The sequence below is a fragment of the Halobacteriovorax sp. YZS-3-1 genome (assembly GCF_047084945.1).
Lineage (GTDB): Bacteria > Bdellovibrionota > Bacteriovoracia > Bacteriovoracales > Bacteriovoracaceae > Halobacteriovorax_A > Halobacteriovorax_A vibrionivorans.
Genome location: NZ_JBKIYI010000001.1, coordinates 1,887,960 through 1,901,096 on the forward strand (window position 1 = coordinate 1,887,960; position 13,137 = coordinate 1,901,096).

The following is a 13,137-nucleotide window of genomic DNA, read 5'->3' on the forward strand; positions in this document are numbered from 1 at the left end:
ATAAAAGATGTAGATATAATGATTAAAAACTTAGGTGAAACAAAAGATACATATAGCACAATAATCATAGGTGGAGGGATTGTAGGCGCAGGAGTCTTTAGAGACCTTAGTCTTCATGATATCGATTGTCTCATTATCGACAAGAAAGACTTTTCATCACAAACAAGTTCCAAGAGCTCTAAGATGCTACATGGTGGTATTCGCTATCTTGAGAACTTTGACTTCCCTCTTGTTTGGGAAGCTTTACATGAAAAAAACCTATGGTTAAAAATAGCTCCACATCTATGCTTTGAAGAAAAGTTCTATCTTCCTATATACTCTGACTCCATCAGACCTAAGTGGATGATTAGAATTGGACTTTTTCTTTATGATTTATTGTCTAGTTTTGAAAACTCTCCTTATGAGATGAAATCAAAAGAAGAATCAGTTGCAATAAATAAAGACCTAAAAGGACAAGACCTTAGAGGAAGTGGTGTTTATCACGACGCTGTTGTTGACGATGCTAGGCTTACAATTGAAGTCCTACGAGATGGCGCACTAAATCCAAGATGTCATGCTCTAAACCATACATCACTTGAGAAGTATGAGTTTTTAGAAAGTAAAAAAGTTGCTGTTACTTTAAAAGATGAAATCACCGGTGAATCGAAGAAAATCTATTGTAAGGATATCGTTTTTGCAACAGGGCCATTCACTGACCAGATTATGTCTATGAACAAGGATATTCACTGGGATCCAAAGCTTCTTCCATCAAGGGGAAGTCATATATGGCTTGATAAGGATCGATTAAATATTGAAACGGCCATCTTACTAACACCTAATGACGGACGAGTTATATTTGTTATACCACAAGGGGATCGTATTCTTGTTGGAACAACAGAATCAAAAGTAGAAGAAGATTACTTTGACTTATCTCCAAGTGATGAAGAGATAACTTATCTCTTAGCAAACCTAAATCAATACTTTCCAAAGGCAAACGTTGAAAAAGAAGACATACTTTCTTCATTTGCAGGAATAAGACCTCTTGTAAAAGATGACTCAACAGCAGCTCTAGGAAAAACGGCAAGAGTACACAAACATTATCAACCATTACATAATTGCCATGTTCTAGTTGGTGGGAAATACACAACATTTAGAACAATGGCACAAGATGTAACCAGAATCATAGTTCATAATCACAAAAAGGCCTATGACCATAGCAAGACTGTAGCGCCATTTCGATTTAAAATGCGCTACAATCCCTTTAAGGATAAAGCAACACAAGAACAAATTGAAGAGATGAAAAAGTATGAATTTGTTAGGTGTGAAGAAGACCTTAAAAGGCGCTATCGCTACTAAGAAGATAGCGCCTGTATATATTTTAGAATCTTAAATATGCTCCAGCAATTGCTCTAAAACCACTGAAGTCGATAGTGTTGTCCACAGTTGATCCACCAGTTTCAATACTAAATGTAGAAGACGTTGAAAAGTAATCACCTTTTGCATAGAAACCAAAACCAGAATCCATTGTGTATTTAGCACCTGCTCCTGCAAACATATACGTACCAGAACCAGATAAGCTTTCAGTTACAGAAGATCCTGACGATTGTGGAATCGCATCAAGAGTTGCTAAAGATAGTCCAAATCCGGCCTCTAAATAAGGTGTTATACGATTTGTTGCAAGTGGATTTATAAAATGGAAATCCACTGCACCACCAAAGTCTATAGAAGTTGCAGTTGAGCCTGCAATTCCAGTCTCACCAGAATAGTAACCTAAAGTTGCCTTAAGTGAGAACTTTTGAAGGAATGAGTCAGACTTAGCAAAGAAATACTCAAACTCTCCATTAAGTCCGATTGCACTAATTTCAGCATCAGTAGCATCACCAACATTATCATATGTTCCAGACAACATATTTAGGCCGGCCGAGATATTGAAGGCCATATTCTTATCAGATAAAATCTTACTAGGAGTGCGACGCTCGATACTTTGATCACTTGCAAAACCAGTTGTCTTAATTGCATCGAGTTCACTTTGTTCATCATAAGATGTTCTTGGTGTATCTTGTACAACTTGAGTTCGAGATGAATTTCTCTGTCTTTGAACATCAACAGGCTCTCCCATTTGTCTTCCAGAAGTTGCGGCCTGAAGAGATTTTGTACGGTCTTCAGTTAACTTAACAGGAGAAGAGATTTTTAGATTAGCGACCTTATCAACGTGAATCTCATTTGGTTTCACAATTCGATAAATACTCCATACTGAGCGTGATGGTGTTGCACGAATAACCACACCTCTAGCAAAGACACCAGTAGTAATGAAGAGTTTTGCATGATCACCTACAACAAGGCCATCTTCTAGGCCTCGATTCACTAGAATTGTTTTCTTAGTATCTGAAGTTTGAAGAATTCTAAAAGTTAATTTCTCATCAATATCTAATGCACTTGCGCTGAATAGGCCAAGAAGGCATATCAGAGAAATAATTAATTTACTAAAACGTCCTGTCATACTTATCCCTTAAAAAAACATACTTAAACTTGCTATTAATTTTATATTATTTACTGTTTGATTTAATGTGTAATTACTATCATCACTACTATCTAACTCACTAATCGGGTTTAAACTTAAAAGCTCATAATTTAACTTAGCTCCAATTCCCCATCCGAACATATTTCCTTGTTCATAGTCTCTAAAAGAAGATAGTCGTGTCTTTACCCCTAATGTAATAGAAGGTAAGGCCACCGATTCATAATCATAACTATACCCATTTAAAAAGCCAGAAGTTGCCTCACCTACGCCTCGTTTAATACCAAGGCCAACATAGGCTTGAAGCTTATTTCTGATATATGGGGTATTATAGAAGTAATAATTGATATGAGCGCCAATATTTGTAAATGTCATTCTGGCGTTTACACCACCAATATCGACATTTAAATTTGTAGCATCAAGGCCAAAGTCAACACTCCACTTACCTAGTGCTTTGTGGGCGCGAATTAAATGAAATTCATAACCTATTGCTAGCCCGTAACCAAGATTTTGATGATTACTATCAGAATCAGAGTAGTTAGCAAGCAAGTTTGAAATAAAACTAAATTGTACCTCATTACCACTTTCAATCGCTAAAACGTTCTCTCTTCTAAATTTTTCACGAGCAATACCTGAAGCCTTGAGATAATTACTTAATTGTTCTGAGTCCATATCCGCAGACCACAAAGGCCCTTCTTTATTAAGAGCTGCTTTAGCTGAAGGAGTAACACTATTTTTAGCTCGCTCTCTAGCTAGAGTTTCATCCATTGTATTTTGAATCGAAAGCGATGATGTTGGGCCAGTAAGACTTCCCCTTCCGTTATAATACATTTCTTCGTATCCATCTTGCTTAGATGAGATCTTTGATAATTGATTCTGGTGCTGTGATCCTAATGTAGTATCTAAGTCTTCATCTGATAAACGTGAAACATCAACAGGACTTAACTTTGAGTTAATATACTTATACTTTAAGCGGCCATCTTCTACGATAACTTCATTACCGTCTTTTAATATCGATTTTTCTGTAACTTTATAGGTTGTATTATCAGTATAGTCAGAGTCGTAGTTCTCCTCATTTGGAACTTCTTTTTCTTGGACAAGATTTGCAGGAACAACGCCATCTATTGCATAACGATTATTTCGTTTAACATTTTTAGACTCAAATGCTTTAACATTATAAACAGGCTTCTTTTTACTTCGTCCAGCTTCACTTCTAGAGCGAATTTGTAGGCGAATAAAATCATCTTTTTTGAAATTAGATCGATTTAATTTATCACCAGAAATAGTTTTGAAATACCAACTTGATGAGCGATCAGAAAGCTTAAGCAATTCAATACTACCAAGATAGATGAACTTTGGTTTCTCAAGCGTTCCAAGCTTTATAGAAACATCAGCAACATCACCAGTCTTTAGGCCCGCTACTTTTCCCACATCAAGCTTAACGCTTCGGCCACTCTTACTAAGTGCAATAACTTTGGCCCCCATCATGGCGAGTGAATTGAGCTGAAAAAAAGCAAGCACGGTAATGATAAAAAATTGTTTAGATTTCTGCATATATTTAATTATAACGAATGGAAGTATTTGAAACAATATGGTAGAGTATGTATATTTTTACAAAAAATGCCACAATGCATCATGCATTTCGGAGGAAAACATGGCCAGAAGAAAGAAAAAGCTTCAAATTTTCAAATATGAATGTCAAATGACTGGCGAAATCTATAAAACGACTAAAAAAGCAGATAATCCAGATGATTTAGTTAGCGTAAATGCATATTACGACATGCATCCAGAAGAAGATGATCGCCCTGAAGAGATCAAAAAAGAACTTGGAATAGAATAATACAGATTAAAACGGAGTTTAAGCAATGGCACACCACAAAGTCATTATCATAGGATCAGGTCCAGCAGGTTATACTGCGGCCCTTTACGCATCTCGCGCAAACCTAGGCCCACTTGTCATCGAAGGACATGAGCCAGGTGGTCAACTAACGACAACTACTGATGTCGACAACTTTCCAGGATTTCCAGAGGGAATCATGGGGCCAGATCTAATGGCAAATATGAAAAAACAAACACAACGCTTTGGAACTGAATACCTGAGCGGTTTTGTCACAGATATTGATACAACTAAGCGACCATTCAAGCTTACTGTTGATAGCGACAAGGAATACACTGCTGATGCTGTTATCGTAGCAACAGGAGCATCTGCAAAGTACCTAGGTCTTCCAAATGAGAAAGAACTTATTGGTAAAGGTGTTTCTGCATGTGCAACTTGTGATGGATTCTTCTATCGTGATCAAATTGTTCACGTAGTTGGTGGTGGAGACACTGCTATGGAAGAAGCTACATTCTTAACGAAATTTGCTAAGAAGGTATATGTTGTCCATAGAAGAGATGAGCTTAGAGCTTCTAAGCCAATGCAGCAAAGAGCATTCGATAACGAAAAAATTGAATTCGTATGGGATAGCGCTGTTAAAGAAATTATCGCTGATGATTCTGGCGTAAAAGCGATTAAGGTTGAAAACCTTAAAACTGGTGAAGTTACAGAGCGTGAAACTGATGGCCTATTTATGGGGATTGGACACAAGCCAAATACTGATTTCTTAAAAGGAAAAGTAAAGCTTGATGATCATGGCTTTATTATTACTGCAGGAAAGCACCCTGATACAGATGTTGAAGGTATTTATGCTTGTGGAGATGTTCAAGACTCTTACTACCGCCAAGCAATTTCAGCGGCCGGTTCAGGTTGTGAAGCTGCAATTCGCGCAGAAAGATTTCTAGAAGAAAACGAATAAATATATAAAGTGGCCTAGTTTAAACTAGGCCACATTATTTGATAGATATAATTCAACTCGGTCAACTGTTTCATTAAATAACCTCTTAACAACGACACTTCCATTTTCTAATCGATTTACAACATCATCATAATCAATCAGCATTTCACTTGCTACTGATTTAAGCCCAACAGCACCATCCTTAAGTTTTTTAGCAACATAGAAGTAAAGATAGAGATCCGCACATTCTTGATTACTTAGATCATGCTCATCAAATGCCTTTATATTGAGATCATTTGCATCTATTGAAATTTGAGGTTGTCCTTCATTTTCAAACAAAGGTGTAATGTCGCTAGTTCTAATGGATAAGCTTCCACTACCTTTATTAAAAATCATAAGTCTTGCAATACATGCCTTAAGCTCAGCGATATTTCCTGGCCAATCGTAGTCAATGAGCATTTGAGCAACTTCATGAGATAATCTTTTTTTCGTTGTATGATTTTTAAGACTATATTGTGAGATAAAGTAATTAGCAAAGAAGATAATATCCTCTTTTCTTTCATTTAATGAAATTGTTTTGAAAGAAGGAATATCAATTTCTTCAATATATTCACTACCTGTAAAAAGAAGACGAAAACTCTCATTATTACCAACTTCATTGATAATATATTTTGCTGTTACTATAGAAACTTTATCAAGGCCTTTAAAGATAACATTACCATTTACAACCTTATCTCGAATTCTTGCAATCCTAAGATCAACGGCCTTCTTATCCATTTTACTAAAGCAATTGATAATCTCAACATGCTGATTTTCACTACTTGAACTTTTTGCAATCTTCTTACAAAGGTGAAATTTCCCACTTCCTTCATCACCGTACACATAGACAGGTGTTTTTACATCATGCCCAGAATATTGCTCTAGAAATGCTTGTGCTTTTTTAGCAAATAAACTAACGCCTAAAGAAGTATGAAAAGCGACATTTGTATCAAGGTTTTCACTTTCATAATCCAGCTGATTGGTTACCTCTGCATTATCATAGAAATATAAAAGCCCCATAACTCTGGCCAAAAACATTGCCTGCTTTAAATCATTGTCAGTAAATAACTCACCTTTTTCTTTATTTGAAAAATTTAAAATTCCAAAGATATTTTCGTTATGATCAAAAATAGGACACATCATATAAGTAGAAATTGTCGTATTATTTACAACTTCATACATATTAAAAAACTCATCACTTGATAAACTTTGAGAAAACTTCGATTTTATACCACGTGGGTTATTGTAAAGTTCCTCTAGGATTCCAACGATTGGATACTCAAGCTCCATCACGTCACTTGTTTCAAAATCAAACTCACTAAAAGTCTGTTCATCATGGCCAACAATAAAAATACGAGCATCTTTGGCCTTTACTATTCTTTGAACTTCAATAACAAAGAGTTTTATCAATTCAATTTTATTATTATAGTTTTTAAAGATTTGAAAAAGGTCTAAAATCATAGAAGTTGAAACTTGCTGATCTTTATCTGCTTCACTATCTGGTATCGTACTGGAATCAAAATTTCCTGCAACGGCCTCGTTTAGTACCATATCATACATAAGGTCTCTAAGACGTAAACGACTCATGGATGCAACTAATTTAGTCATTAAGTCCATGATATTTTCAACTTCGTATTCAACAAACTCAAGGCCTAAATAATTATCACCACGATTATTAAAGTTAGGACGGTAACGTCTAAGCTTTACAGTTTGTAATAATCTAATATTTTTATAAATAATTTCAACCTTAAAGACAGTGCTATCAACGTATTCACCTATTAGAATACCAATTCCAGTTGTTGAAATATTATCTAGCTTTACCCTAAATGCATTAGAGGTAGAGTCTCCTACCATTTCATATAAGATACACTTTACCTTATCTGACTCTTTTAGTTTTATTCGATAATTACGTAATTTCTTCAATTTCTGACCTCTTGTACAAATATTATCGACCTACAAAGTGGCCAACTTTAACGACTGAATGAGGAAATATCGAAATTTATAAATATTTAATAAGCTTTACTCATTAAAGCTATAAACTCTCTACTAATATGCCCGATAAGAAAGATATTACATTACTATCTATTTGAGGAAAAATTGCGTTACAACATCCAAAACTATAAGTTTTTTAAGTCTTATCGCTTCCCTATCCATGAAGGGGATAAAGTTAATGCTGAAGTAATTACTTTTGAAAGAGAGAATGTAAAGACTAATAACGTACAAATAGACTCCATCAATCTTTCAGGCCTAAACTTCATCAGCACTCAAAAGTACTCAATAGGTGAAAATGTAAAAATTAAAATTCAAACAAATAGAATATTTAATAACTGGGACTTTGAGCTAACAGGTAGAATTATTCGATCATTTATCTATTGTGAAGATGTAACAAAAACAATATATGGGATTTCGATTTCACCTGATTCACAAACAACGGTATTAAAATATTTTTTAAAAGATTTCTTATCACACTACAAGACTGCAAAGTTAAAAGATAAATTATTTCAAATATGCCAAAATAAAATCAAGATCTCAAAAGATGATGGCGTTGAACTCTTCTCGCTTTTTCAAAGCTTAATTGAAAGGGCCTTTAAGGGAAAACTAACAACAATTCTGTCTGAGCTACCAACGATTTTTCATTGTGAAAATTATCATATCTATTTATTTAACTCTAAAACAAAAGACTTTGAGGTTGATCATACAAATAGTGATCACACACTACTTGGAAAAACATTCAATGGACTATTGAATGAGGCATATTTCAACAAAGTTATCATTAATAAATCATTCAATGATCAAAGTGCAACTGGCGTTGATTTTGATATTAAAAATATCCTACTGGCACCGCTAGTGAATTATAATGGCGAAAGTATTGGAGCTCTTTGCCTTTCAAACACACTTTCAGGTGATAAGTTCAATATTACAATGCTTGAAAATATCAAGATTGTCTCTGGTTTGATTTCATACTTTTATAATTCAAAAAATAACTCAGGTCTTGAAACAGTAAAGAACAAATTACCTAATCATTATATTTTCTCAGATCGTAGCCATACAGGACTTGCGATTATAAACACTTTAAACACGATAAAGAACACAAGGGAGAATCTCTATATTCACGGCGAGGCCGGAGTTGGAAAACTTGAATATGCAAAATATGTTTGTAGTGAGAACTCTTTGATAATTGATTTTGAAGAATCAGAGAATCAAAGCTTTGAATTTATTGAGCAAGTATCAAATAATGGAATTAACGACTTAATAGTAAAAAATATAGAAAAGCTCTCTTTAGAAAATCAGGCGATTTTTTATAATCTTATAAGTTCATTAAAACTTAGAATCATAACCATTGCATCAAATGATCTAAAGGCCTTGGAGAAGAATGATTACATCCTTACAGACTTATATAATCATATTACAACGGTGAAATTAAATATTCCTCCCCTAAGATTAAGAAGGGCCGAAATTGTTGAGATTGCTCAATACTATATTCAATTTGAATGCAAGAAAAGAGATATGGAAAATAAGAAAATATCTCAAGAGACAATTAATAAATTAGAATCTGCCAAGTGGGATATAAATAATCAAGAACTTCATGCACTAATAGTAAAGGCCATATTAAAGTTAAACAAAAAGGCCGACAACAGCGAGCAAGTACTTCAAATACCTATTAAAGAGAGACAAAGTGACACTATCGTTGACAGCGACAAAAATAGTCAACTACAAGAATATATTCTAAATACCTTAAATTCTTGTGATAAATCCGTAGCTTATAGCAAAACCGAAAAGATATTTGTTGAAAGTTTAATGACAAAAAAAGCATCTTAATTTGGAATTGAATTTGACAGACCGACTGCAGTCTTGAAATAATTTTATTATCAGATCACGGATCGATCTGAGAGCTAAAAGATTAGCGATGTATTTTAAATTTAGCAAAAGACCAAGGAAGGTGACGAAATGAATAACTCTAATTCAAATCAAAGTATTCTCAATTACAACACCCTAAATGTTTCACTAACAAGACAAACGAGAACATGTTTTGTAACAATTGCTAATGACCAAAAGTTTTTTAATACATCGACATACCTAAAAGAACTCGAAGACTTATTTGACTGGCTTTCTAATAAAGTAGAAATCAACTCAGTCGTTTTTAAATTTGCGAGTGAAGATATTGAATTATTTAAAAAAGAAGAATTAAGGTTTTTTGATGAAAAAACTCTTGGTAATACTTTACAACTTCTGGCCCGCTTAAGCTGGGCCCAAGTTCTTCTACCGCAAACAGTATTGTGGTCATTTCAAAAGTCTGCTTGTCCGTTTAGCCTTGAGCTAGCAATGGGTGGAGATATTCGCTACTGTGCCCCATCATTTAGTGTAGCATTTGATCAATTAAACAAAGGCATCACACCGATGGGTGGTATGAACACATTAACAAATGAAAAAGGTAATAGTGCAAAGATTATGCAATTTCTTCTTTCATCTCAAAACGTTGGTGCAGACGCCCTAATTAGTGCAGGCCTAATCGGAAAAACACTTTTTGATGAAAACGAAATTGAAGATATTGTCTCAAGAATTGCGAAACAATCTCCAATGGCAAGAATTCAAACAAAGCGTTCATTTAATAATGAACTGATCAAAAAGATGGAAGAAGTACTTCTTGAAGAAATCACTTTTGCTAATTCAACAATAGCTACTGGCGACTTCAAAAATTATGCAAATGACAAGAAATTCACTAATCCTAGAGAGTTTGCTAGAGTATTAAGAGACTCTCCTACAGTTGCAGAGGCCATGTAAGGCTTCTGCTGCAATTAAATCTTAATAAATTGTCTTAAACAGGACGAACTTCATTGCCTTTGAGCTCTTGTGGAAGATCATTTAAATTGGGGGCAAGTCCTAATAAGAAGCCACCGCCACCAGCTCCACAAAGTTTTAAATAGAAACGATCAGTTTCTAGGCCTTTAGTCCATAGGTCACGATAGAGAGCAGGAATCATTGGATTAAAATGTTCAAATTGAAATGCTGACAATTCCTTAAACTTCTTCCAAAGTGCCTCTTTATCATTATTAATATAGTGTTGGATACACTCATCTGAAATTGGCGTTAATACGCGATCACATAGATAAGCAAAATCTTTTGACGAGCATTTCTCCATAAAGAGATTAACAAGAGGCTCTGTTCTTCGAGCACGTCCTGTATTTAGTAGAAATACTCCTGGCCCATCTGTTTTCTTATCAAGAAATACTTCTGTAAGTTGTTTCTGACTATCAATTAACAGTGCTACATTTAAATAACTAATGAGTGGGTCAACTCCTGAAGATGAACCATGAAAGTGAGATTCCATTTCCTTAAAACATTCTTTTAGAAAAGAAATATCATTCTTTTGATCGTCCTGAATTTTAGCATAGCGATCAAATACAGCAGCACAAAGAGCACCTGAGCTCCCAACTCCATAGCCTTGTGGAATTGTACTTTTAAAACGTAGTCCACTTGAAATATCAAATGAGAAAGACTGATGATCAAAATCAAAGCTAAGATTACCTTTGTCATGTTGTTGTTTAAGATATTGCGAAAAAGCAGTTAGCTCAGAATCAATTCCAGCGCCTTGCTCATCAGGAAAGTTTAGTTTTCCATCAAAAAGAGAATAAGGCATTGCCAAGGCCTTTGAAGATCTAATGATACTATATTCTCCAAAGAGTAGGATTTTAGCGTTAAAAGAATTTCCACCTTCCATAACTGATCCCTACTTATCTTTCTACGATCACACCATTACCCATATGATCATGGATAACAAGAGAGTCGGCACATAGAGACTTAACTTCTTGCTCGATGAACTCTTTGGCCTGCTTCTCATCTTTTTTAAGATACATAATATGTACATTAGGGCCAGCATCTAAAGTGAAGCAGATTGCACAATTTGTTTGAGCTCGAAACTCTCTAATACGATTTATAATTTCTAAAGTATTAGGCTCCATTAAAATAAAAGATGGATCAGAATTCATCATAAGCCCATGAAGCTCTAGGGCCTCACTTTCAACAATTTTTGCAAAAGTATTAAAGTCACCTGTTTTAAGAGCAAATAGTAACTTATTAAAGTTATTACTAGCATTCATAAAACGTGTCTTAGCAAAAGGATGCTCATTCATAAGAGCATGACCAGCAGTTGAACTTACTGACTTTTCCTTGCTACTTACAATTGCGATTGAATCACAAATTCCTTCAAAGATTTCATCAAATTGATCGTGAACGATAGCGTAGTCTTGAGAGCTACCAAGAACTGACTTTCCCCAGATTGCCATCTTTGGGTATATTGATCGGCTCGCACTTCCTGAACCAAGACGGGCCATGAATGAGGCCTTCATTAAATAATATTCTTCATCATGGTCTTCATTTGTAACGACTTTTTCTATTTCACAAAGAGCACTTGCAAAGTTGGCCATTGATGCGGCCGAAGAAGCGATACCAGAAGAGTGAGGAAATGAGTTATGAGAATCCATTTCAACTTTGATATTTTCAATAAAAGGAAAAACAACAGCGGCCCTTTTAAAGAACTTCTCTACCCTTTGCTTAAATTTATCATTTGGTTTTGATTCAAATTTAAAATCAAGTTCAAATTCTGAGGATCTTTGAATTGTATATGTCGTTTGAGTATAAGCATTATTTAAAGTTACACTTAAAGAAGGGTTTGAAGGTAATTGCTCACCGTACTTTCCCCAATACTTTATCAAGGCAATATTTGATGGACTCTTAACTGTAAATTCAAGTCCATTATCTAATTTATCAATATCAAAATCAATCAGAGTAAAATTAGTGGACATTTTTAATTTCACTTGGTGTTTGAGTTTCAACAATTAATTCACGATATGGAATACAGACTTTCAGACCTTTTTGATCGAAGTAGTTTTTCACATACTTGCGTGGTCCATTACTTGATGCAAGAATAAAGTCCCCACCCCATGCACCTAGAGATTTAATTTCTCCATCAAAATCACTAAAGGCCTCTTTCTTAATTGGGCTAAGCTTTAGATGAGAGCTCACGATATCTTCATGAGCACGAATTAAGAAATTAAATTCTTCTTGAGTATTTGCAGTGGCCATCTGCATAGATAGTTCACTGATTGTATTAATAATCTCTGGCGAATGTGGACGTAGCTCGTTGTAATACTCAATAGCATCACGAGAATTCTTCTTGTGTCCAAGATAAATGAAGTAGAGGTTATTTTTAAAACTTGGATTAAATTCGATAGGAGACCAATTTGGTCCTTCTCCACCTTTTTGATAAATAATTGGCTCTTCACTTTGTGCACATGCAATATCATACCCAGAACCACCTAAAGTATTAAAGGCAAGTTCAAATGGCGAAATCATGGCCCAATCAGCAATATTATGAATTAAAGTAGAAGAAGACCCTAGTCCCCATTCGAGTGGGAAACCAAGTTGTGTTACAACATGTACATCAACACCATCTCTTAAGAAGTGCTTATTCTGTCTTCTTGCTTGTCTTAACATTTGTTGTAAGACAATCATCTCTTTTGTAGGGTTATCATTTAGAATATTGAAATGCCAAAATTCAAAAGTTACTTCAAACCAAAGCTTTCCAGCTGGATCATAGGACTTCCAATATAATTTAGGATCAAATGAAGAAGAGTATTGAACTCTTAAAGACTGCCCTACTGTAGTAGGTAGGCCCAGTGCCTTAGCACCATCTAAAACAAAGTACTCCCCAGAAAGCAGAAGCTTTCCGTGGCCAAAATATAATTGGCCGTTTTTAGGAAGCTCAAGAAATTGCTCCCCTTCCAAATACTTAAGGATATTATTACTAGTGTGTGTTGTGTTCATAGT

11 protein-coding genes are annotated in these 13,137 nt (G+C 34.8%); 5 read left to right on the top strand and 6 right to left on the bottom strand.

Annotation, left to right across the window (positions count from 1 at the left end):
- Positions 1-18 precede the first annotated feature (18 nt).
- Positions 19-1,335, top strand: coding sequence for a glycerol-3-phosphate dehydrogenase/oxidase (locus tag ACMAZI_RS08975; RefSeq protein WP_412473324.1), 1,317 nt, complete (start codon positions 19-21; stop codon positions 1,333-1,335).
- 22 nt (positions 1,336-1,357) lie between these two features.
- Here ACMAZI_RS08975 and ACMAZI_RS08980 read toward each other — a convergent pair whose 3' ends face one another.
- Both ACMAZI_RS08980 and ACMAZI_RS08985 read right to left on the bottom strand, forming a co-directional pair.
- Positions 1,358-2,479, bottom strand: coding sequence for a hypothetical protein (locus ACMAZI_RS08980; protein WP_412473323.1), 1,122 nt, complete (start codon positions 2,477-2,479; stop codon positions 1,358-1,360).
- 9 nt (positions 2,480-2,488) lie between these two features.
- The gene (locus ACMAZI_RS08985; RefSeq protein ID WP_133296950.1) at positions 2,489-4,051 is read right to left on the bottom strand and encodes a hypothetical protein; all 1,563 of its coding nucleotides are present in this window, start codon (positions 4,049-4,051) and stop codon (positions 2,489-2,491) included.
- Between the two features lie 100 nt (positions 4,052-4,151).
- On the opposite strand from ACMAZI_RS08985, the gene ACMAZI_RS08990 reads away from it, so the two are divergent.
- Both ACMAZI_RS08990 and trxB read left to right on the top strand, forming a co-directional pair.
- Positions 4,152-4,337, top strand: coding sequence for a hypothetical protein (locus ACMAZI_RS08990; RefSeq protein WP_115362444.1), 186 nt, complete (start codon positions 4,152-4,154; stop codon positions 4,335-4,337).
- 25 nt (positions 4,338-4,362) lie between these two features.
- Complete coding sequence (trxB, locus tag ACMAZI_RS08995; RefSeq protein ID WP_115362442.1) at positions 4,363-5,292, top strand: thioredoxin-disulfide reductase; 930 nt, start codon at positions 4,363-4,365, stop codon at positions 5,290-5,292.
- Positions 5,293-5,316: 24 nt separating this feature from the next.
- Here trxB and ACMAZI_RS09000 read toward each other — a convergent pair whose 3' ends face one another.
- Positions 5,317-7,233 (bottom strand): hypothetical protein, encoded by a 1,917-nt coding sequence (locus ACMAZI_RS09000; protein WP_115362440.1) that lies wholly within the window; start codon positions 7,231-7,233, stop codon positions 5,317-5,319.
- Between the two features lie 174 nt (positions 7,234-7,407).
- Here ACMAZI_RS09000 and ACMAZI_RS09005 point away from each other — a divergent pair, with 174 nt between their 5' ends.
- On the top strand, positions 7,408-9,129 hold the full coding sequence (locus ACMAZI_RS09005; protein ID WP_120404750.1) for a hypothetical protein: 1,722 nt from the start codon (positions 7,408-7,410) through the stop codon (positions 9,127-9,129).
- A gap of 129 nt (positions 9,130-9,258) precedes the next feature.
- Positions 9,259-10,092, top strand: a complete 834-nt coding sequence (locus ACMAZI_RS09010) for an enoyl-CoA hydratase-related protein (protein ID WP_115362436.1) — start codon at positions 9,259-9,261, stop codon at positions 10,090-10,092.
- Positions 10,093-10,126: 34 nt separating this feature from the next.
- Here the strand turns inward: ACMAZI_RS09010 and ACMAZI_RS09015 are convergent, their stop codons facing one another.
- From ACMAZI_RS09015 to ACMAZI_RS09025, 3 genes are read right to left on the bottom strand one after another with little or no spacing between them, the layout of a single operon-like run.
- Positions 10,127-11,029 (bottom strand): mevalonate kinase, encoded by a 903-nt coding sequence (locus ACMAZI_RS09015; protein ID WP_115362434.1) that lies wholly within the window; start codon positions 11,027-11,029, stop codon positions 10,127-10,129.
- 13 nt (positions 11,030-11,042) lie between these two features.
- Positions 11,043-12,113, bottom strand: a complete 1,071-nt coding sequence (gene mvaD / locus ACMAZI_RS09020; protein ID WP_412473322.1) for a diphosphomevalonate decarboxylase — start codon at positions 12,111-12,113, stop codon at positions 11,043-11,045.
- Positions 12,103-13,134 carry a GYDIA family GHMP kinase gene (locus tag ACMAZI_RS09025; protein ID WP_120404748.1) on the bottom strand — a complete coding sequence of 344 codons (1,032 nt, stop codon included), beginning with the start codon at positions 13,132-13,134 and terminating at the stop codon, positions 12,103-12,105. The genes mvaD and ACMAZI_RS09025 overlap by 11 nt, the downstream gene beginning before the upstream one ends.
- Between the last annotated feature and the right edge of the window lie 3 nt (positions 13,135-13,137).